We start from the raw sequence: 22,325 nt of genomic DNA, 5'->3' as shown, positions 1-22,325 counted from the left end.
GAGGAACCCCCGGGATACGGCGAGAGTCCGCATCTGCGGAGCGCCGGTGAGAGACACCGCGACGAGTTCGTCACCCTGCTCCGACTCCCGCACAGCCAACAACTCGCCGTCACCGATCGTCAGGTCACCGAAGGATCCGCGGCTGACCAGGTCGAGTTCCTCGCTGTGACGACGGCTCCGGTAGAGGCCATCTCCGCCGACGCACCACAACGTCCCCTCGATGACAGCGAACGATCCGCCTCCGTACGCGTGAACGCCGCTGCTGATATCGAAGCCCTCTGGACTGACATCACGCTTGCCCTCGCCGGGCCGCCAACGTGTCACCGTCGCACCCCCGCCGGCCTCGGGGCGAGTCTCCAACCAGTACAGGCCGTCAGCACCGGTACGCAGTTGGTCATAGCTCACCGAGGCGCAGACGGCGTCGTCCACGGACACTTCAGCGTTCCTGTCCGCCAGCCTCACGGGTCCTCCTCGAACAGCTTCCATGCGACCGGACGACGGCGGGCTCGTCAACCAGTCGCCGGGGCACCGGCAAGGCCAGGGAGTCTCGGTCCTCCGGGCCGGCGCGAGTGCTCAGACGTGGCGACTCTACGCCCGAGCGCCTTGCCCCTGCCGCTGGATGTCCCCTCGCAAACTGCCCGCCGGCCCGTTCGTTCTAGCGGGGGCAACGTCGATGCGGACAACAATTCTTGTCCGCATATTCGGTATCGACCAAGCCATTCGAATCGAGCCACCATTCAAAGCGGAAAGGTCATTCACGGGCGGCGCAGCAATCAATGTTCCGTCCGCCGATAACGACTTCAATGAAGGGGTCCGATGCAACCACAGGAGGAATTGGCGCGCTACGGCTATCGCCAGGAGTTGGCCCGGAGGCTGCGGTTCCGGGACCTGGTCGCGTACGGGCTGGTGTACATGGTGCCGATCGCGCCGATGGCGATCTTCGGCAGCGTGTACGCCGGCTCCGGCGGCATGGTGGCCCTGGCGTACGCGGGCGGTGTGGTGGCTTTGGTGTTCACTGCGTTCTCGTACGCGCAGATGGTCAAGGCGTTCCCGATGTCGGGAAGCGTCTACAACTACGCGGGCCGGGGCATCAGCCCGCCGGTCGGCTTCCTGGCCGGCTGGGTGATCCTGCTCGACTACGTCCTCGTGCCGGGCCTGCTGTACCTGGTGGCGTCCGTGGCGATGCACTCCACCGTTCCAGCCGTGCCGGTGTGGCTGTGGCTGCTCGGGTTCGTCGCGGTCAACACGATCGTCAACTCGGTCGGCATCCGGATGACCGCGATGGTCACCCGCGTGATGCTCGTCGGCGAGCTGATCGTCCTGGCGATCTTCCTGGCCGTCGCCGGCTGGGCCCTCGCCTCGGGCAGGGGCCGGTTCAGTTGGGAGGCGTTCTACAACGCCGACACCTTCACCTGGTCCCTTGTCGCGGGGGCGGTGTCGATCGCGGTGCTGTCCTTCCTGGGATTCGACGGGATCAGCATGTTGGCCGAGGAGACCAAGGGCGGTTCCCGGCGGATCGGCCGTGCGATGGGCGCCGTCCTGGCCTTGGCGGGGGTGTTGTTTATCGCGCAGACGTGGCTGGCGGCGATGCTCGTTCCCGACTCCGACGCGCTGCTGGCCGAGGGCGACGTGAGCGGCACCGCCTTCTACGACGCCACGGCCGTGGCCAGCGGGGGCTGGCTGGCCACCCTGTGCGCGGTGGCGACGGCCATCGCGTGGGGCCTGCCGAACTCGATGGTCGCCCAGGTCGCCACGTCCCGGCTGTTGTACGCGATGGCTCGCGACCGGCAACTGCCCGCCTTCCTGGCGAAGGTGTCCATCCGCCGCAACGTGCCGATCAACGCCACCCTGCTCACCGGCGCCGTGTCTTTGGTGCTCGGCCTGTACATGGCCACCCGCGCCGACGGGATCACGCTGCTGTCATCGTTGATCAACTTTGGGGCGATGGTCGCGTTCCTGGTCCTGCACGTCTCCGTGGTCGTGCACCACCTGATTCGCCGACGTAGCGGCAACTGGTGGGCGCACCTGGTCATGCCCGGTATTGGGTTCGTGATCCTCGCCTACGTGGTGGTCAACGCGAACATCGCCGCGCAGCGCCTCGGCTTGGCCTGGCTAGCCCTCGGGGTTGTCGTTCTTGCTGGCCTGTACCTGTCCGGCCGCCGGCCGGTGCTGTCCGGCTTGGCGCCCGCGCAGCCGCAGGCGCGTGACGTGGAGCGGGTGTGACCGGCATGGACACGATCACCTACCGTCCCGCCCGCGACGAGTTGGCCTACACCTTCGGAGGCCGGATGCCGGTGGCCCACGTCCGCTCCGGCGACGTGCTGCAGGTCTTCACCGAGGACTGCTTCGGCGGTCTCGTCCGCGGGCCGGCGGACCTGCCGTCTCAGGTGTGCCGGATGCCGTACCTGAATCCGGTGTCCGGGCCGTTCTTCGTCGAGGACGCCGAGCCCGGCGACACCCTCGCCATCCACCTCGCCGCCATCAAACCGGCCCGGGACTGGGGTGTGTCGTCGACGTTCCCGCACTTCGGGGCGCTGACCTCGACCTCCCGTACCGCCACCCTGCAGCCGCCTCTCGAGGAGCGGGTGTGGTTGTACGACCTCAACCGGCAGGCCGGCACGGTCCGCTTCCACGCCACGGGCAGTGACCACTCCGTCGACCTGCCCCTGGACCCGACGATCGGCACCATCGGCGTCGCCCCCGGCGGGTTCGAGGCCCGCTCCACGATCGTCCCCGACATGCATGGCGGGAACCTGGACACCCCGGAGCTGCGCGCCGGCACCACCCTCTACCTGGGCGTGAACGTGCACGGGGCGATGCTCGCCCTCGGCGACGGGCACGCCCGCCAAGGCGAAGGCGAAGCCTGCGGCGTCGGGGTGGAAATCGCCACAACCACCACCCTGACCATCGAGGTCATCAAGAGCGCCTCGACGGTGTGGCCCCGCCTGGAGACCGATACGTCAATCACGTCGGTCGGCTGCGCCCGCCCCTTGGAGGACGCCTACCGGATCGCCCACCGCGATCTGGTCGGCTGGACGAGAGACCTCACGGGTTTGGAGGAACTCGACGCCTACCAGTTGGTGTCGCAGGCGGGGCGGGCGCCGATCGGCAACGTGTGCGACCCGAACTACACGGTCCTTGCCGCCGTTGACAAGGCGCTGCTGCCGTCCCCGGCTGCCGCGTACGGCGGGGTGCACGCCCGGTTGCGGCAGCGCACCGCCGGGCGGGGATAGGCAGCCGGTGCGATGACCGCGTCCATTCCGCAACTGCCGCTGCGTGACGAGTTGTTCCTGCTCGGCCACAACGACGACACCGGCCAACCCCACATCCACCGCCAGGCCCTCGCCCTCGGGATGGCCGGCGCGGTCCTGATCGACCTGTTCCTGGCCGGACGGATCGTCCTCGACGACACCGATGACGCTCGCTCAGGCGGGAATCAGCGGCTGCGGCTGCGTCATGACCCGCCTGTCGGCGACCTGATCGCTGACACCGCGATCGCCTCCGTCCGCTACGCCAACCCCGCTCCGATGCTGCGGGGATGGCTGTCGTCGTTCGCCGACGACCTGTACGAACGCACCCGCGCCGGCCTGCACGCCGGCGGAATCCTCCGCCACACCAGCCGGCGCCGGCTGGGCGGCCTCGCCCGCCGCGAGGTCTACCTCGCCACTGACAGCAAATGGGCGGTCGTGGCCCGAGCCCGGCTGCGGTATCTCGCCGCCGGCCGCGAGCCGCCGGACAACCACACCGCCGCCCTCGCCGGCCTCGTCGCCGTCCTCGGCCTGACCACCCACCTGTACCTCGATGACACCAAGGCCGTCACCGGCCAGCTTCGGGCGGTCGCCGAACAGCACCACCGGCCGATACGTGAGATCACCGCCGCCGTCGACGCCGCGGTCGGTGACCTCGCCACCGCCGCCTACCGCTGATCGCTCAATGACAAGGAGACCGACCTGATGGACGCTGCCGTGCATATCCGCGCCGCCCGCTGGACGGACAAAGACCCCGCCGCGACGCTGATCGCCGCCGCCCTGCACCCCACCCCGCTCGCCGCATGGCTCGTACCCGACCCCGCGCTGCGGCGCCGAGTGCTCACCGACGTCGCAGCGATCTGGGTGGAACACGCCATGTTCTACGGCGACATTCACCTCACCGACGACCTGAGCGCCGCTACCGTCGGGTTCCACCGCTACCGGCCCATCCCACCACCGGCCAACTACCGCCACCGGCTCACCGACGCCGCCGGCCCGTACACCGACCGCTTCGACCAACTCGACACCCTCCTGTCCGAGCCTCGGCCCACTGAACCGCACTACCACCTGGCGTTCCTCGCCGTACACCCCGACGCCCGAGACGCGGGACGGGCGACAGCGATGCTCACCCACCACCGACGCCGACTCGACCGCATCGACCTGCCATCCTGGGCCGACACCACTACCGACGCCCATACCCTGTACACCCGCCACGGCTACACCGCGCGACCGGCGATCACCCTGCCCGACGGGCCGACCCTGCAGCCCATGCGCCGCAACCCCGACCGCCGTGGCGCCGTCCCGATCAACGCCGCCCGCCCGGCCGATCACCGGCGGCAGGACCTGAATGCCTAGCCCCACCGTCATCGACCCCGAGACGAGAACCCCCAGCTGACGACGGCATCCCTGACGGACATCCACACCATGGCCTTCCCTCGCAGATACCCGCCGGAACTCATCGACGCCGCCGTCCAGCGCGTCGCGGACACCCGCGCCGTGAGGGCCTACGGCGCGGTCACCACCGTTGCCCGCCAGTTGAACCTCGACCCGCGCCTCGTGCAGAAGTGGGTCTCCAAAGCCACCACCCCGCCGCAGGCGGGCAGGGAAGGAGACGCCGTCGCCGATGGTCGGGAGGTTCTCCTGCCGCCGGGGCTGTTGCACTGCAGGATGTGCCACCAGCCGATGACCCGCGCCGACCTACCCGACGCCGGGCAGGCCTACCAGTGCCAGCCCGGTTGCCGCGTGCGGCCCCTCGACGCCGCGGCCATCACCGACACCGTCGGCCGGGCCATGCTCCGGTACGCCACGCGGATCCTGCCCGCCACCGGCACGCCAACATCCCCGCACCTCGCCGCTACCCACGCGCACCGCGTCCTCGCCCGCGTTACCGTGGGCACCACCGCCAGCGACATCACCCTCGCCTGGCGCGCGACACCCACCCTCCCGCCCGACCACACCGACGAGGAACGGGTGCGGCGCGTCGCCACCGCCCGCGACATCGCTCGGCGTGATCCGCTACGCGCCCGGCAGCTCCTGCACGAGGTCCTCACCGGCGTCGACCCTGCCACCGCACCGGCCCATCCCCTTCATGCCGAGGCCGCGACCCTCCTCGCGGACCTGCACCTGCGCCTCGACCACCTCGCGGGCGCGATCCCCTGGGCCGCCTACGCCCATCACAGCGCCGCCCACCTGCACGGGCCCACCCACCCCGCAAGCCTGCAAGCCCTGCACCTGCACGCCGCCGCCCAGCGCCGCGCCGGGCACCACCAACGCGCCTACCACCTCTACCGTCAGCTCGCCGAGCACCTCGCCCACACCGATGGCCCGCAGGCCCACCGGACCCTCGCCATCCACGCCACGACCGCGCTCGTCCTGCACGACCTCGGCCACTGCCAGGCCGCCCGCGCCCTCCTCGCCGACACCATCACCACCCACCGCCGTGAACATCCCGCACACCCCGCGACCGCCCGCATGACCCGGCACCTGACCCGCATCTGGGACGACTGCGCGAGCGGCGGCCACCAGCACGCCACCTGACAGCCGCCCGACCGGAGGCGAACCCGGCACCGGAGGGCTAAGCGACGAGCCGAGGGTCCAGATACCGACGTTCACCGAATCCGACGGGCATACAGTTGATCCAGCAGAGCCCGCTCTGCGGCCCGGCGCTCACGGCCTCACCTCACCCGCGCTGCCCGGGCGGACCTCAACCCGGAGGCGGGTGATCGGGTAACCTGATGGCCCAACGGGCCGTTAGCTCAATGGCAGAGCTGAGGACTTTTAATCCTTAGGTTCTGGGTTCGAGTCCCAGGCGGCCCACCACTTCTGCCTGCACAAACGCTGCGGGCGCGACCAAGGTTTTTCGGGTGCTGGAGTGCGGCCTGGTAGCGGACGGCGAGTTTGTCCTACCGGGTGGCGACGGCTCGGTGGCGTTTGAGCTGGTTGATGCCGCACCCGACGGCGTGACGCTGCCGGTAGACGGTGGGGTCGAAGGTTGGTGGCCCACCGCCCTTCGACCCCTTCTTGCGGCGACCGGCTGCCTGGTCGATCTTGATCGGAATCGTGGCCGGGATGTCACATCGGCGTAGTTCCGCCTGCTTGCCGCGCGAGCTGTATGCCTTGTCCGCCAAAACCCGGTCTGATCGGGTGCGGGGTCGGCACCGTCGGGCCGAGGGACCCGGATGCTTGCCAGGATCCGGGTGAACTGCGGGCTGTCGCCGCGGTGCCCCCCGGTCAGCAGCATCGCGAGGGGTCTGCGGCCCTGCTCGCGGGCCAGGTGCAGCTTCGTGGTCCCGCCACCCCGCGACCGGCCCAACGCGTGATCAGCCGGCTCGTCCTCAACCCCGCCCGGTGGTTCCTTCTGCCGCTCGGGTTGGGTGCGGGCGCCGCGGCATGCTGATGCGCCCGAGCGATGGTCGAGCCGACGCTGACGTCCCAGGTGATCAGATCGGCCGCCCGGGCGCTGGGTCTGTAGCCCTGTGACGATCCGCTGCCACACCCGGGCGCGTTGCCAGCGGCGGAATAGTCCATAGACCGTCTGCCATGGCCGTAACACTCCGGAACCTCCCGCCAGGGCGAGCACACCCGTGCCCGCCAGCGGATCCCATCGATGAGCTGCCCGCTTGCTTCATTTCGGCGGGCGTCCTGGCTTCCCCCTCGGCGCAGTGGCGCGAGGAAGATGATCAGTGAACGGGCCATACCGGCTTCCTATGGCTGGGTGCGTAGGCCGACGAATACGGGCTGGCCAACCGGTATTCAGATGCGTGGCACTGGTCGATTACCGGGACCTAAGCTGTCGCCCGTGCCGCCGGTTGTCGCCGTCTAGGACGACAACTACCGGCGGCACGGGCTTGGCGGTCTCGGCTACGCGGGTGCGTGCAGCCGCCGCCACGCGGCGGCGGTAACGGGTTCCGGTGTCCAGCGCCCGTCGACGTCGCTCTGGTCGACTACGTCGAGGATCTGCAGGATCCTGGCAGTGCGTACCGGATCCGAGCAGGTCACCGCGCACAACTCGACCAGTTCGTCGGAGGTGACCGGGCCTGCGTAGTCAATCAGGCCCTGGAAAGAGTCTCCGGCATCAGAGTCGGTTCGCAGTCCGGTCGCCTCAATAAACTCGGCAGCCCCTTCAGCGGCCGTCAGGTACGCGGTGACCTGGTCACACACCTTGTGGGTGCTCGTGTACTCGCGGGCCTTGGCGGCGGCCAGGTCCAGCAGGAGCGGCCAGCCGCCGGTCGCGGTCATGAGCTCGGCCTGGCTGGTCGCGTCGGTGAACGTCTTCATCAGCTCGTTGTCCGACAGCCAGCCGCGCAGTCCGATGTCGGTGGCCCGGCGCAGCGTGATCACGTCGTCGTTGCTGACGGCGAAGTCCGAGCCGGTCAGCAGATCGAGGATCCCCGGGGTGTTGACGTCGACGAGGACAGCGACGGTACGGGTCGTGCCTGCCGTCGGCTGAACCTGCATCGCCTTGGCGATCGATTCGGCGACGGTGTCGGGTTTCGCGGCAAGCAGTTGGCTCAGGACGACGTGGTGCCGACCTCCTGCCTCACCACCCCGCAACGCCTTCCCGTACGCCTGAGGGCCGTTCGGTACCGTCAGGTCGAACCGGGCACCGAACCCTTTCCGAGAGTGTTCCAGCAGGTCACGGACCCGGTCGACACCGGTGGCGGGGGTTCCGGCGATTACGCGTACGGTGCTGCCGGTGGTGCGGCTGACGATCCGGGACAGCTGCTGCTCGGTGCAGGGGGAAACGAGCCCGTTGTCGAGGTGGCCGCGGGCCTGTTCGGTGGACAGTTTCGTAACCGTGTTGCGCCACTGCGAGCTGCAGAGTTCTTCCCAGATCTCGTTGGTCGAGCCGAGCAGTCGCAGCACGTTTGTGGAACGCAGCCGCCACCGAGTGCCGGCGGTGACCGCCAAGACACCGAGGTCGCGCATTTCGTCGAGCAGGGACCGGAACTCGGCGGGCTCCTGGCGGGCGAACCCGGCCGCCCACCAGCTCTGGCATTCCTCACGCAGCTGTGAAGTCGTCATGGTGTGGTCGGCGCCGTGCTCAAGTGCGGCGTACGCGACGACCAGGGCGATGAGTTTGTACCGGGAGTCCAGGTCGAGGGTGAGGCGGACGGTCTGCCGGACCCGCTGCTGCAGGGACTCGGATCCGAGGACCTGGTCGAGCAGCTTCTCGTCGATCAGGTAGTAGGGGCCGCCGTCACGGCGGGACAGCGCCGAGGAGACGAGGGCCTTGCCGACCAGTTGCAGCAGCTTCGGCTGGTAGTTGCAGTAGGCGAGGATCCGGTGGATCAGCTCGTCGGAGGCGAACCTGATCCCGAGGGCTTCCATGGGGGTGAACAGCAGCTGATACGCCGGTTCTGGGCTGAGTGGGCCGATCGCGATTTGTTCACCGAGGTGGGCGCCGGCCAGCGGCTGGTTCGGCAGATGCGCGAACCGCTGTACCTGGTGCAGGCCGGCGAAGACCGGCTTGCATCGGCGGCTGGTCTCGTCGCGCAGGTTCCGCAGATGGGTGACGTGCTCGAAGCCGAGCTCGGCGTCCGCGTCGAAGAACCCGTCGCATTCGTCGATGAGTAGCAGCATCCGCCGGGTCGGGTTCTCGCCCAGCCAAGCTTTGATCGCGGTGGTGACGTTCTTGATCGGGTCGCGGGTCTTCTTCGGCGGCAGGATCTTTTCTTCGGCGAGCTTCTCGGACAGTTTGTCCCACAGCGTGAGCGGGTTGACCTTGGTGCCGATGACGTTGTGCAGGGTCACGTAGATGGGCAGGTTCGTGGGAACGCGAGCGAACGCGCGGGCGGCTTCCTGCAACAGGGCCGTTTTGCCGAGCTGCCGGCCGCCGTAGAGCAGGTTCGCGCCGTACGGGTCGATGATGTCGGCGCGTTCGGACCGGCGTCCGAAGAACATCTCGAGCGGAAGGGCTGCCAGCCCGTCCGGGGCGTACGGGTTGGCAGCCGCGAACGGCAGCAACGTCCGGGCGGTGGCCATGAACTGGCCACTGCCGTGCAGCGCCAAGTGCAGCATGGCGATGTCGTCGATGACGATGACCGGCTTCTCGCTGCGCTGCGCGCACATCATGGCGAGTTCTTCGCGCTGGTCGGGGGTCATCGCCGCGAACAGCAGCACGATGACCGGGAGGTCGGTGCCGGGATCCTGGGCGATCCAGCCGAACATGGCCCGCACGTCCGGCTCTCCCCAGCAGAGCATGATCCGCTGTCGTTCACCGGCCGACGGGCTGAACTGCGGCACGCCGGGGGTCTCCCCGATCCGTCGTACCCCGGTCAGGTCCCACCAGGCGCGGCGGGAGCTGGCTGACAGTTCCCGCAGCGGCTGCATGTTGGCGAACTCGATACCAGCCAGTCGTAGCGCCGCCATCAGGCTGCTCTTTTGCACCTTGTTATGCCGGATGTCGCGCATGTCGAGCCACATTTGCAGTGTGTCGGCGGTGGTTCGCTGTGCTGCGGACAGGTTTGTCACGCCCAGCGAGGCCTGCGGTTTTCCGTAGCGGATCGCGTTGACCATCCCCCGGGTCAGGCCGCCGGCCACCTGTACGGTGAGTCCGAGGAATCGGGTCAGGTCGTCGGACGGCTCAGCGGTCGGCGGCGCCTCCCCGTGCACTGCGGCGAGCAGGTATTCCTCGGCGGTCGACAGGTCGCCCGCGTCGATGCGGGCGTAGATCGAAGTTAGCCGCTGCTGCCGGTCGGGGCCGGCCGGGACCTCGTTTTCGGCCCGTTTGCGCAGGGCCTTCTGGGCCTCCTGCAGATGCTGGGGCAGCAGGGCCCGCACGTCCATGAGCCGGCTGCGGAACTCACTGAGGTTGCTGCTCTGTGGCGGGCCACCGATCCGGCCGAGGTCGGCGGCGGCCAGGGCACTGTTCATGGCGGTGCTCGCGATCTCGTCGAGCTGGCCGAGCCGGGTGGCGCGGGCTACATCGCCGGACACTTCGCGGTGCAGGGTCGTCAGCTCGTCGAAGGTCTGCGCGGCTGCGTAGGCGAGCCGGTCGTGCATGGCCCGGCTCTGGGTCGGGTCAGTGACCGCGTCGATTATCAGCGCGGCGGTGGCGTAGTCCTCCTCGGCGATCCGCTGTGTGAATGCGTCTTCCCAGCTGGTGTTGGCTGCAGTGCGGACGTCGTCGACGGTGACCGGCCGGGCGGGTACCCCATCGGCGGTGAACGGTAGCGCTGCGCAACGCAGCAGGCCCTGGTGCACGACCACGTCGGGGTCACGGTCCGGGCCGGCGGGCTTGTCACCGTCGAGCATGCCGACGCTGCCGCGCATGCTGGTCAGGCACGCCTGCGCCGCCTCGGCCTGCAGCATCCACGGCATGTCGGCGGCTACCGTGATCAGATTCTGCAACTCGTGTTCGGCGGCCGGCCACTGCACCAGGACGTCGAGGCGCAGCTTCGCCAGGTGGGCGGGTACGGGGCCCTGGGCGGCGGCCTGGTTCGCGCGGACCGCGTCGGCCCATGCGCGGACGGCGGTCACCGACCGGTCGACCATCTCCTTGAGTTTGCGGCGCTGCTGGCCCTGCAGCTGGCGGCTGCTGCCCGAACGCAGATGTGCGTCCTCCTGGTTGAGCAGGTCGTCGACGTACTGCCGTTTGGCGAACAGCCGCAGCTGCTCGGCGACCGTTTCGAGTTCCGAGCGGCGGTCGGCGGCGGCGGTAGCGAGGATCCGGCCGATGACACCGTTCGGGGCCCACCACAGGTCGGCGATCTGGCTGGCCCGGACGAAGTCCAGGTTGCGGGGCCGGCTGACCTCGGACTGGGCGGCCTCGACGGTCATGGCGATGTCGTTGGCGGCTCCGGCGATCGGGGCGAGAGCGGCGAGGACATCCGGGCTGTACAGGAGGCGTTTCTCGGTCGCGGTCCCGATCGCGTCAGCGATCATGGCCAGGGCCGGTAGCTGATGCAGGGACGCGGCGATCGTCTTGGCGATCCGGCCGGCTCCAGCGTCGGCGGTGACAAGACAGGCCCGCACCGTTCCGGCCAGCAGCAACATCTGCGCGGCGGTGTCACCCGACGCGGCACCGCCCTGTTCGCCTTCCAACGCGGTCCGCAGCGCGCCAGCGGTCGGAGACGTTTCGCTGCGGACCGCGTCGGCGAGGGTCAGGATACGCAGCGCGTCGGCGCGGTGCCGGTCACCGCACGCGGCGGCGGCGTGGTGGGCCAGACTCAGGCGGCTGGCACCGAGCAGTTGCCGGACGAGTTCACGTCCTGCGGCGGTGTCGGCGGGCTCGTCTTCTCCGGCGGGCGGGGTCACGGTGGCAGGTGTGCTGGCCGCAGGTGGCGCTTGCACGACCGGAACACCGGTGGTGGAGAGTGCCTTTGTGGTGGCGGCGGTGCCCTCTACTACAGCAGGCTCCCGCACCGGCTCCGGCGCGGCGGCAGCTGGTGTCGGGTCCTGTGCCGGCGCAGTGTCTTCTGCGGCCGGGACGCCGTCGGCATCAGAGTTGGTCCCGGTGATCTGTAACTGGCCGCCGAGGGCCGGCATCCGCAGAGCGGCGATGTTGTCCGGAAGGTGCTGCTCAACGCTGGCGAAGGCGGCGGGAAGCGCCTGCATGTCCTTGGCCGCAGCCGCGTCGATCAGACCGAGCAGGCTCAACAGTCCGGTGACGTGCTCCTGCTGCTGCGGTCCCCACACCGGCATCTGCTGCAGTGCGGTGGCCAGGACCACCGCCTTGCCGATCCGGTCGCGTTCGGTGTCCGGGCCGGTGAGCCGGCTGAAATCGGCGAGCCGGGACCGCTGGTCGTTCAGGTCGGCGGTGACCGACAGCGCGGTGAGCAGGTACTCGACAGTCGCGTCAGCGGGAATGGTCTGGTCCGGTCCGCTGAGCAGGTCGCGCACCCGGTCAGCGGCTTGGATGAACGCGGCAACCGGGTTGAGGGCGCCCAGGGGCGGGATCTCACCGCGGTGCAGAAGGTCCGTGAGCGTCGCTGCGGCCAGCCGCGCCTGCGTTTGACGTTCGACTAGGTCCGCGGCGGCGGCGGCGAGGTCTTCTCCCGATCCGGCCGCATCGCCGTCGGAGACGGGTTGGAGGTTGTCGGTCTCACCAGACACGGTATTGGGTCCTTCGGGTATCAGTTCCGTGCCCGAGCTGGGCGGCGTTGTCAGTGCAGCGTCCTCGTCGGCTTGGGCACCGCAGGGTTCGTCACCGGTCTCATCGTCACCGATCTCATTGTCGTCGTGCGGACCGTTGTCGTGCGGCTGCTGTGCGTGAGCGGCGGCGACCTGCGCCCGTACCGACTCCACGCGCCGGCATACCGTCGTGATGTCGTCCACCGCCGTCTGCGGCCAGTCCGGGTGCCCCAGCGCAGCGTCCAAGCCGACTCGCAGCGCCACGGTCATGGCCCAGGTGTTAGGGCTGTGACAGATCAGCGCCAGCCGTAGGGTGTTGGTCTGACTCGGGTCATGGGTCAGCGCCTCCCGCAGCGCATCTTCCTGTTGCTGCTCGCCGCCAGCCGCGTTCTTCTTCCACAGCGCGTGGAGGCGGTCGGCGACAGGGTGGGTGATGAACAGGGCGGCATCGTCGCGTTGGTGTTTCGGCCAATGCCGCAGTTTGTTCAGACCCATGCGAGCGGCGGTGGCGGTGGGCCGCCTTGCGGGCGGGACTCCTAAGTGGGTCAGGAAGTCGGTCCTGCCTGGTTGAGGCACTTGCCAGACGAGGCTGGCAAACTGCTCCCCGCTGAGGGATTCGAGCGCGGTCCCGATCGGGTCGGTGAGCTTGTCCAGTTCGCTTCTGAGTGCTGCGACCGCGTCGTCGCGGGCTGCCGCCAGTTCCGGGCCGATGTGGGTGCATTCGTGGGCGCAGGTACGCGGGTTCCGGCGCCGGTGGCGCCGTGACGAGGAAGCCATCTCAGGGGTCTCACTTTCCGCGGTGGTTCACGCTCGAGGGAGTGGCGGTGCGGGTCAGGCAGGGCGGTGCTACGGCTCGGCCGCGAGACGTAGCAGGCCGGCGGATTCGCCGGCACCGCGCAGCTGGCCGCGAACGAAGGTGTAACCGGCCGGCAGGTTGGTGTCGGCGTCCGGGCCGCGCACCTCGACGACCCACGCGGCGTAGGCCTGGCGGGCAGTGTCACTGGCCTGGTGGCCCGGCTGCAGCAGCCGACAGAACGGCGGCACCCAGTGCTCACGGACCCGGCCGGCGAGGACCGCATCCCGGGGAGTGTTCTGATGGGCGTTACGGCGGGCGGTGTCATCGGGCCACCACACGAACACATCGGGGCCGCCGCTGCCAAGCCGGCCGGGGCTGGTGGCACCGGATTCCTTTGTCAGCTTGCCCGCGTCGACGAGCCGGTCGCAGGTGTAGATGACCTCCCACATCAGCGGCGGAGCGACCAGGTCGGGTCCGAATAGGGCGGCGAGCAGCTGCGGGCCGGTGAGTCGTCGCGCCTGAAACGCTCCGGGCGCGCCGTGGCGGCGCAGCGCGGCGATGATCAGCCCCCGCAGCTGGGGGACGCCACGGTGCCGTTGCGAAGTATTGACCGGCAGCGGCTCCGGCGCCTCGGGTGGGGCGGTGGGTTGCGGTGGTGGCTGGTCGGCGCCGATCGCGGCGGCGAGGATGGCGGTGTTGGTTTCCCACCGGTAATGGTCGCCGTACGGCAGCGGCTGGTCGAGCAGGGTGGTGGTGACGCTGAGCCGGGTGGCGTTACGGGCTGCGGCTACGGTGACCTTGATGCCCGGGTAGAAGCTCCACGGCCAGCTGATACCGGTCAGGACCGTGCCGTCACGGCTGATCCGCTGGATCTGCTCGGATTCGTCGAGGGTCTCACCGTCGTGGTGCAGCTGCATGATCAACAGCCCGTCGGCGAGGACGTCCGCCGCCTGCTCGGGCAGGGGCAGTTCACCGGCATTCCAGTGACTTTCGCGCAGCGCAACGGTGTAAACGACCAGGCTGTCGCGGACGACGACGAGATCGGATAGGTTCTCGCCGGGTTCCTCGCCAGCTGCGGCGTCCTCGCCCGGCGTGCCGTCCTCACCCGGGATGGTCTCCTCGCCTTTGGGAACGCCATGTTCAGCGGGCGGTTCTGGTGGTGCGGGCTGCCGCCCACCTGCGGACGAGGCGGAGCCGGTCTCGGACGGTTCGAGGCTGTCCTGGACGGCGGGCTGGTGGCCGAGGCCGAGCGGGGTACGCGGGTCGGCGGCCAGCACCGTCGCCGGGATCGGCTCCCGCTGGGCGCGCCACAGGCCACCGGCCTGCCAGACGTCGTCGACGCGTAGGTGCACACCGCCGGGCAGGAGACCGTCGATGGCCTCGGCGACCAAATCTGCGGCGGTCAGGTTGGTGTGCACGAGCACGTCGGCGGCGCCGGCGAGCTCAAGCGGGTCCGCATCCATGCCGTCGCCGGCGACGCGGGCGGCCAGCAGCGGCCAGACACCGGTGTAGCGCGGCTGGGGGCCGCTGCGGCGCACGGCGCCGACGACGTCGTCGACGTCTGCTGCGGGCAGGCCAGGCCAACCGACACGGCGCCGCTGTTTGAACCGGGCCCGGCTGATGGCGTACCCGTGCCAGCGGCGCAGCGTGCGGGCGGTGTCGAGGAGTTGGTCGATGGTGCGGAGTGCCTGATGTAGGGCGGCAGTGAGCACCCGCCCGTCACCAGGGTCAGTGAGTAGACCACCGAGCGGGCCGCCGAGCAGCAGCGGGCGGGCCGGGCCGAGCAGGTAGGCGCCGTACAGGGCCACGTCGTCACGCCCGCCGTTCCCAGCCGGGTAGTGCACGGGCCCGGTCAGGTGACCACGGGCGTCGAGCACCTGGCCGCGGCGGCGCAGCCGGTCCAGTTCGGTGTAGTCGGCGGCGGTGAGCGGGGCCCCGAACGCTTCCACGTCCAGGATGACCCGTTCGACACCGGTGCGGGTACCGTCGGGTTCGTCGCGGCCGGGCGGGGCACCGGATAGTGCCGCCGGTACCCAGCCGTCGTCGTCGACGGCCGGGTCGGCGCCGTAGCGGGCGACGACCTCGGCCAGCAGCGACCGGCGGCCGCCGCGGTCGATGTGCACGAACGTGCCGACCGGCAGCACAGGCCGCTCCTGCTGCTCCGCGGCGACCTGAACGAACAGGTCAGGGGCGAGGACCTCGGCACGGTAGCCGTGAGCGTCGAGGTCGAACCCGAAATGCAGCGCGTTGAACGCGGTGCAGGTGTGCAGCGGTGCCCGCCGGATCTCCGCGACCCGGGTGAGGTAGCCGACGATCCTGTCCCGCAATAGGCCGGGGACAGTGTCGGGGCCGTGCAGTAGTTCCGGCACGAACAACGGCTCATCGTAGAACGGCCGCCACACGGTGCTGCTGGTCGCGGTCATCTTGTCCCATTCCCAACCGCCTGGGCGCGGGCCCGGGCGGCGTCACGTTCGGCGTACCGGGGCAGCCGCCACAGCCGGCCGTCACCGGTGATGTCGCCGCAGCCGGCCAGTTCGTTGACGGCTTCCTGTACGTGAGCGACCTTGATGCCGGGGTCGACGCCGCGCAGCCGGTGGTACAGCAGCCGCGGCCACAGTGGTCGGCGACGACCGTCGCCGGCCAGATACGTCTCGTCGCCGTGCAGAACCCGGTGGATCATGCCGATGGTTAGGCCGCGGTAGTTGTCCCACAGCAGCGACCGCACATACCGCTGGACCGCTTCCCGGTACGGCGCCGCGTCCCGGCGTGCGGTCGGCCGCGGCCGTGGCGTGTTCAACGCCTCCAGCAGCGCCGGCACCGGCCTAGGGTCGCCGCTGATCGCCCAGCAGGTGGAGCAACGGCACGCTGCGGTTGAGCAGACCTCGTCGGGCAGCATCGTCGACCCGGTCAGGGAGAAGTAGCCCGCGAACCCGGCATTGGCGCACACGCTCGCGTCGTACCAGGCGCCCAGTTCCCGCAGGTCGTCGGTGAGGCGGGCCCGGTGCCCGGTCATCTTCCGCAGATAGTCGACCGGAAGGGCGCTGCTGCCGCCCGGGCCGACCGCGATCAGGGTTCGGTTATTCCCGGCCTGGGACACGTCGACGACGCCGAGATCGTGCAGGGTCGCCAGGACCGCCCACGTCTGGGCCGGGTCATCAGCGATCAGCCGGTACCCGCGCACCTGGGTGGTCAGGGTCGTGTGCACGTCGGTCAGCCGGTGCCGGCCTGGCGAGGTGAGAGCGAGCGCAGCGACCGCAGAGGCGGCGGCGGTGAGGGTGTGGTCGTCGCAGCGGGCCGGGTCGTCGAGCGGGGTGATCATCACTGTCGAAGGGAAATCGCCGTGGTCGTCGACCGTCCCGGTCTCGGCGAGGACGGCGAGGGCTCGGACAACCGCCGACCGATACTGCGACACCGTGCCCGGCCGGCGGGCGTCGTCACGCGACAACCTGCCGGCGGCGAGGTCCGATGCCATGCAACTGTCGGTGACCCGGTCGGGGTCCAGAACCCCACCGGTACGGGCTGCGGTCAGCACCGCCTGCCCGACGGTGCGCAACGTGGCCGACGGCAGGCCTTGCGCGGCCATCCACGCCACGGTCCGGAACCCGCGGCCGGAGCCCAGCGCCAGCCCAGCCGACGGGGCGGTCACATCAGCCGGCGGCCTACCGGCCTGGTCCCGTCCAGCACGGCCGAGCTGCTGATACAGCGCGGCCAGGTCGGTCGGCGGGGACACCACGAACACGCAGCGGATGTCGCCGCGGTTGACGCCCAACCCGAACGCGCTGGTCGCCACGATTAGCAGCGGCGCGTACCCGTCCTCGTGCCTGGCCGGGGCGTCACGGAACTCGGTGAGCACCGCCGTCTTCTCCGCCTCGGACAGCCGGCCGTGGAAACGGCGGACCCGCTGCGCGCCGTCGCCGACGAACTCGCGCAGGTGCGCGTAGACCGCGTCGACCTCCTTGACGGTCAGGCAGTAGAAGATCGCGTGTTCGTCGCACGCCGCAGCGACCTCCTCGGTCAGCCCGGCGATCGTGTTCGGCCCGGCAGATTTCATCGCCCGGCGGTAGATCGCCAGCTCCGGGCGCAGCGGGTCAGCCGCGACCGTCACCAACGCCTCCCCTGGCGCGGAGGTGGCGGGCAGGCCGAACAGGCCGGTCCGCAGCCCTTCCCGGACCGACCGGTTCGCGGTCGCCGTGACCGCGGTCACCCGCACCCCGTACCGGAACCGCAGCTCGGCCAGCAGCCGCCCGGCCCGTCGGAAGCTGGGCCGGAAGTCGTCACCCCACTGCACGAACGTGTGCGCCTCGTCAACGGCCACCCGCCGCAGGATCCCCGCAGCGGCGGCGGTCCGCAGCAAGTCCTGGAAACGGCGGTTCCCGAGCCGTTCCGGGGACACGTACACCAGCTTGATGCCGTGCTCACCGATGCCGGTGAGCTGCTCGGCTACCTCCGTCTTACCGCGCCGGCTGTTCGACTCGGCCATCGGCCCAACCAGGGCCCGGACCGCCCCGCCGACGGTGGCGTTCAGTTCCAGGGCCTGGTCGGCCATCAACGCAATCAGCGGCGACACGACCACGGTGACACCCGGCAACGCCAGCGCCGGCAGCTGGAACGTGTACGACTTCCCGAACCCGGTCGGCATCAACGCCAGCACATCCGCACCATCGGCGACCGCCTCGATCACCTGAGCCTGCTGTGGCTTTAAAGCCAGCGGTGTGTCAGAGAACCGCAGATACCCGCCGATCGCGGCGCACCGGTCGGTCAACAACCGTCCCAGTGTGCCGTCGGCGTGGGCCGCAGCCTCCTGCTGCGGGGTCAGCTGCGCCTGCAGAATCTTGCGGGTCGCCGGCAGCAGCGTTTGCTCGGTGAGCGCATCCGGTTCGCACAGCTGCTCGAGCCGGTCGGCGGGGACCAAGCCGTTGTCGCCGAGGAACCGCCAGATCCGCGCCCACCCGTCAGCCATCGTCGTCAGGTTCCCGCCCGCCGCCTCTCCGGTGTCCTCGTCGGGGACCAGCAGGCCCGGTTCGAGGGACTCCAGGAATACCCGCCGGTACGCGCGGCGCAACGCGGTCCGTCCGGCGAGCTTCCGGTCGCTGATCACGACCACACCACGGTGTTTACTCGACCGGATCAGCCGGCCGACCGCCTGCCGCAGATCCATCGCTGCCAGCGGTAGGTAATACGACTCGGTCGCCACCCGGTCCGGGTCCGCAAGCCCGGCCAGTTCGGCGCGGCGGGCGACCGCAGCGCGGCGGGCGGTGATGATGGGGTCGGCGAACGGCGCGAAGGGCAGCTTGTTGATCCACACCAGCGACAGCCGGTCGGCAGGGAAGTCGACGCCCTGCCACATGCCGCGCGTTGCGACACAGAACCCGCCAGTCTCGGTGAACGTCCGCGCGGCGCGGGCGTTCCCCAGTATCGGCGCCGACGTCACCGGCACCCCTACCGCCTGCTCCTGCAGCCGCTGCGTGATCGCAGCGGCGGCCCTCGTCGCTGTGGTAAGTACGAGCGCACCACCGGTGAACGCCGCCTGCTGATCGGGACGGATCACCTCGCGGCCGTAGCCGGCCAGCTGATGCGCGACGGTCCGGACCGCGCCGTCGGTCTGTTCGGCCCAGCTCGGAAAGTCAGTGAAGCAGACCAGCCGGGCCTGCTCGGCCAGATCGAACGGGCCCGGCAGGGTGTGCGCGTCAACAGCCGGACCGAGGCCGAGCCGCTCCCGGATGTAGTCCCACCGGCCGGACACCTGCAGCGTCGCCGACACGTAGAAAATCCGGGCGAACCGCTGCCGGACCTCCAGCCACTGCGGGTCACGGGCCAGATCGATCGGAGCGGACGTCAGCGAGAATCCGTACCGGCGCGCGGATACGCTGACTCCGGCGAGGTCCTGCTCGACCGCGTACACCACCCGGTTACCCAGGTCCGGGCCTGTCAACGGGAACAGACCATCCGGGCCGAGGTCCTCACCGTCCGCGCCGAGCTCCTCCTCATCGACGCCGACCGCGCCGACGACTTCACCGTCCTCGGTGCCTTCGTCCATGCCGGAATCCCCGTCACCGTCCGTGCTGGGTTCCGTATCCTGGTCGAGGATGGCGCGGGCGTCAGCGACGATGCGTCCGGCCGCGTCCGCGAGCCGCGCGACCCGGGTTACGAGCGAACCGGCCCGCTCCTTCTCCCACCACGACACCGACTGCATCCCCGGCGCCTGCAGGTACGCGGCCAGCTGCCGGTGCACCTGCTCAGAGACAACTGCGATCGTGTCCAGCCGCGACAGCAGCTGCCGGGCCGGCCGGTCACCGCTTAGCCCGCCGAACGGGCTGGCCAGGGTCGCCGCCCGGCTTCCTGGCTCCCCACCGGCGGCGTCGAAGACCCCCTGCCCCGCCCGCGGCAGGATCTCCGTGTCGAGGTGTCCCTCCAGCTCGGCGACCACCGCCTGCAGCCGCGGCGGCACATTAGCCTGCTCGTCGGCCCAGCGGCGCAGATCCGCCGTCAGGTTCTCCAGCAGCCGGTAATCTACGACCGCGCTGGCCGCTCCAGTGACGGCCAGCTCAAGCGCATGCGCCTCATCAACGATCAGCAGGGTGGTTTCGTCGAACACGTCCGGGCGACTCATCAGCAGCGCATGGTTCGCGATGACCAGCCGATGCCCGGCCAGCGCCTCCGCTACGGAGTCGGTCATCGCCGCCAGCGGCGAACCCGACCCGCGGCCGTAGTCGTCGCCGTCCTGGCTGACAATGCGCAGCCACGATCCGAGCACCGGACCGTGCGTTGATCCGATGTACTCGGCCAGGAACATCGGCAGGTCCACCGGGTCGGCGCTGCGTGCCAGCCACCCCTGCGGCGTTGTGCCCGCAGTGATCAGCCGCCGGGTCAGATAGATCAGCAGCTCCCGAAATCCGGCCTGTGCGGCGAACTGCGGCCGTCCGGTCCTTGCCCACCAGGTCCCTGCCTGCACGGCTGCAGCGGCATCGGTGAGCGCTGCAACCAGGGCACGCAACGACAACCGGTTCGCCGCCCCCTTGACCAGGTCCGCTGTCTGTTCTAAGCCGGCGATCACACCGGTGAGCCGGTCGATGTCAGCGCCCAGCTGCGTCTGCAACGCCTTGGTGTAGGTCGCGATCACGGCACGGCGCCGCGGGTCGCCGTCCAGCCACTGCAACGCGGCCGCCAGCACCGCGAAGCTCTTCCCGGTGCCGGTCGGCGCTTCACACAGCGCATCCCGGCCGGCGCGGATCTGCCCGCTCAGCAGCTCCGCCATCTGCTGCTGCGCTGCCCGCCGCTCCGCCGTCCCGGACGCGGCCGCCTGCGCCAGCGCGTGCGGGTCAACGTCCCCACCGGTGCCGCGAACCGCAGCAGGCAGCCGTAGCACCGGCCGGGACCGGCCACGCCGCACCGGCTGATAACCGCCGGCCGTGTCGAGGCCAGTCAGCGCGTCAGCCAGCACCCGCGCGACGGTTACGTCGTCGACCGCCGGGCGGGGTACCGGGCCGGGCAGCAGCGACGAAAGCAGATCCCAGGCCGAGCTACCGGAACCGACCGCGCACAGCAGTTCGCGAACGCCGACGTCCCAGCCTTGGACGGCCGCGGCCGCCTGCCGCAGCAGCCTGGCGGTCAGCTCGGCGTCGTCGGCAGCCTCATGCCAGCTGAGCCCGGACCGATCGACGCCGACCTCATCAGCGAGCTCAGCCAGGCGGTGTGAATCGGCGTGGGGCCACACCGCGTACGCCAGATAGAGAGCATCCACCCGGCGCTGGTTGTGCAGCATTGGCTGCCCGGCCCGGGTCGCCGCGTCGTCCAGGATCGGGAAGTCAGCCCCGACCCCGTTGTAGGCGACCAGCAGGTCAGCGTCGGCGACGTACTGACGCAGCCCGTCTAGCACCTGCTCCAGGTCGACCGCGTGCTGCGTGTACTGCTCGCGGACGTCAGCTGACCGCAGCTGCTGCTCCCACTCCAGGTTCGGAAGCTTGACCCAGGAACTGAACGACGGCTGTTCGGCACACCACTGCGAGTCGGCCGACAAGCGTACCGCACCAATCTGGAAGATCCGGCGGTCACCGTTTGGGTGGTCGGCGCTGGCCCGGATCACCGCCTCCACGTCCACGATCACCGCGCGCAGCGGACCCGGCAGTCGCTGCACCAACGTGGGCCGGCCGGTGGGCGTGGGGTCATCGACGGCGGAGAGGACACCACCGTCGTCGTGGATTAGGTCGGCGGTGATGGCCTTGGCCACGACGCTGCGCACCCGGGGAGCCGGCGCCCCGGGCCATCGCTGCTGGGCAGCGGTCACGAGGGTGTCGCTGTCGCACGGGCCGATCTGCTTCAGCAGTTGCTGAAGCTGCAGCTCGCGGGTATCTACCTTGCCCGTAGAACCACCCCGTCCATTCAGTGACGCACTCGTGCCTCACCGTTCTGCGATGCTGGCGATGCGCGTGCCGCTCATTGTGTCGGGGACCCCCCGACAGTTTCTCGTCGTGTCGTCCTAAAGTCGAACCTCTTTCGGGTGATTGACACTGTGGATGGTAAGTGCTGTCCCTGTCCGTCTGAGGAGATGGTGGACGCGCATTGATCGAGGCGCGGCCGCGGTTGCGGGTGAGGATCATGCGGTGACCCGGATCTGTCGTTGGCCGCAGCGAGTTCCGTCCAGCCGCGCGGGAACCGAACCTGTTCAATGATCTGTCGTTGCCGTTGCGGCGGCGCGCCGGTGTACAAGGGGGATCAGGTGCTGCAGTTCGGACGGGGCTGCCGGATCGGATTGGGATGGTCGTCACCGACGATGCCCGCGGCTGCCAGCAGGCGGCGCCAGCAGGCGGCGCCAGCAGGCGGCGTTCCGGCTCACCGAAGGCCTCCGCGATCCGGATCAGCCCAGCCGCCCGGGCCGCTGTTGCCATGACGCGAGTTCGAGACGGTGGTGTGACTGATCCCATCCCGGGCGGTGAGCTATCTGTCGTAGAAGACGCGAGGGCGGGATCTCAGGTCGTCCAGGAAAGCCAGAAGATCGTGCTGTTCGGGCCAGTCGAGTTCGGCATCAGGCGAACCCTACAACCGGCCCATGTGTACATACATCAGTGCACGGTCAGCCGACTTCTGCAACCGCACGCAAACGGCTTCGCTGGCCGGTCCGGTGCCGGGCGCGGCCGGAGCTCGCGACGGCACCGGGTCGGCTCACCCGGCGGGAACAATCCGTTCAGCGATGACGGAGAGGAGCCCTC

At 69.9% G+C, this 22,325-nt stretch carries 8 protein-coding genes, 1 tRNA gene and 1 pseudogene; 6 read left to right on the top strand and 4 right to left on the bottom strand.

What is annotated here, in order from left to right; genetic code table 11:
• The first annotated feature begins 816 nt into the window (after nt 1–816).
• The 6 genes from GA0074696_RS01285 to GA0074696_RS01260 all read left to right on the top strand — a co-directional run bounded on the left by GA0074696_RS01285 (nt 817) and on the right by GA0074696_RS01260 (nt 6,068).
• Entirely contained in the window at nt 817–2,223 is a 1,407-nt protein-coding gene (locus GA0074696_RS01285) for an APC family permease (RefSeq protein ID WP_088959398.1), read from the top strand.
• The gene (locus GA0074696_RS01280; protein ID WP_088959397.1) at nt 2,220–3,233 is read left to right on the top strand and encodes an acetamidase/formamidase family protein; all 1,014 of its coding nucleotides are present in this window, start codon (nt 2,220–2,222) and stop codon (nt 3,231–3,233) included. The genes GA0074696_RS01285 and GA0074696_RS01280 overlap by 4 nt, the downstream gene beginning before the upstream one ends.
• Nucleotides 3,234–3,245: 12 nt before the next feature.
• Entirely contained in the window at nt 3,246–3,926 is a 681-nt protein-coding gene (locus GA0074696_RS01275; RefSeq protein WP_088959396.1) for a GOLPH3/VPS74 family protein, read from the top strand.
• Nucleotides 3,927–3,953: 27 nt separating this feature from the next.
• Nucleotides 3,954–4,604: a GNAT family N-acetyltransferase gene (locus GA0074696_RS01270; RefSeq protein WP_088959395.1), complete on the top strand. Its 651-nt coding sequence runs from the start codon at nt 3,954–3,956 to the stop codon at nt 4,602–4,604.
• Nucleotides 4,605–4,673: 69 nt separating this feature from the next.
• Complete coding sequence (locus GA0074696_RS01265; RefSeq protein ID WP_088959394.1) at nt 4,674–5,786, top strand: helix-turn-helix domain-containing protein; 1,113 nt, start codon at nt 4,674–4,676, stop codon at nt 5,784–5,786.
• A 207-nt stretch (nt 5,787–5,993) separates the two neighbouring features.
• Nucleotides 5,994–6,068: transfer RNA gene (locus tag GA0074696_RS01260), tRNA-Lys, on the top strand.
• Nucleotides 6,069–6,154: 86 nt separating this feature from the next.
• Here the strand turns inward: GA0074696_RS01260 and GA0074696_RS32710 are convergent.
• The 4 genes and pseudogenes from GA0074696_RS32710 to GA0074696_RS01235 form a co-directional block, all read right to left on the bottom strand.
• Nucleotides 6,155–6,944: pseudogene (locus GA0074696_RS32710) on the bottom strand (IS5 family transposase); the annotation flags it as partial.
• Nucleotides 6,945–7,109: 165 nt separating this feature from the next.
• Nucleotides 7,110–13,100: an ATP-binding protein gene (locus GA0074696_RS01250; protein WP_157745751.1), complete on the bottom strand. Its 5,991-nt coding sequence runs from the start codon at nt 13,098–13,100 to the stop codon at nt 7,110–7,112.
• Between the two features lie 69 nt (nt 13,101–13,169).
• Complete coding sequence (locus GA0074696_RS01240) at nt 13,170–15,542, bottom strand: hypothetical protein (protein WP_088959391.1); 2,373 nt, start codon at nt 15,540–15,542, stop codon at nt 13,170–13,172.
• Nucleotides 15,539–21,358 (bottom strand): DEAD/DEAH box helicase, encoded by a 5,820-nt coding sequence (locus tag GA0074696_RS01235; protein ID WP_231925220.1) that lies wholly within the window; start codon nt 21,356–21,358, stop codon nt 15,539–15,541. Before GA0074696_RS01235 ends, GA0074696_RS01240 begins: the two co-directional genes overlap by 4 nt.
• Nucleotides 21,359–22,325: the final 967 nt, after the last annotated feature.

It is taken from the genome of Micromonospora purpureochromogenes (genome assembly GCF_900091515.1).
In the GTDB taxonomy this organism is placed as follows: Bacteria; Actinomycetota; Actinomycetes; order Mycobacteriales; family Micromonosporaceae; genus Micromonospora; species Micromonospora purpureochromogenes.
This window is presented reverse-complemented; position numbering and strand designations above follow the sequence as displayed.

Bases quoted from the DNA above. Each gene is read 5' to 3' on its own strand.
- GA0074696_RS01285 (WP_088959398.1), top strand. From the start codon at position 817: ATGCAACCACAGGAGGAATTGGCGCGCTACGGCTATCGCCAGGAGTTG.
- GA0074696_RS01275 (WP_088959396.1), top strand. From the start codon at position 3,246: ATGACCGCGTCCATTCCGCAACTGCCGCTGCGTGACGAGTTGTTCCTG.
- GA0074696_RS01270 (WP_088959395.1), top strand. From the start codon at position 3,954: ATGGACGCTGCCGTGCATATCCGCGCCGCCCGCTGGACGGACAAAGAC.
- GA0074696_RS01265 (WP_088959394.1), top strand. From the start codon at position 4,674: ATGGCCTTCCCTCGCAGATACCCGCCGGAACTCATCGACGCCGCCGTC.
- GA0074696_RS01250 (WP_157745751.1), bottom strand. From the start codon at position 13,100: ATGGCTTCCTCGTCACGGCGCCACCGGCGCCGGAACCCGCGTACCTGC.
- GA0074696_RS01240 (WP_088959391.1), bottom strand. From the start codon at position 15,542: ATGACCGCGACCAGCAGCACCGTGTGGCGGCCGTTCTACGATGAGCCG.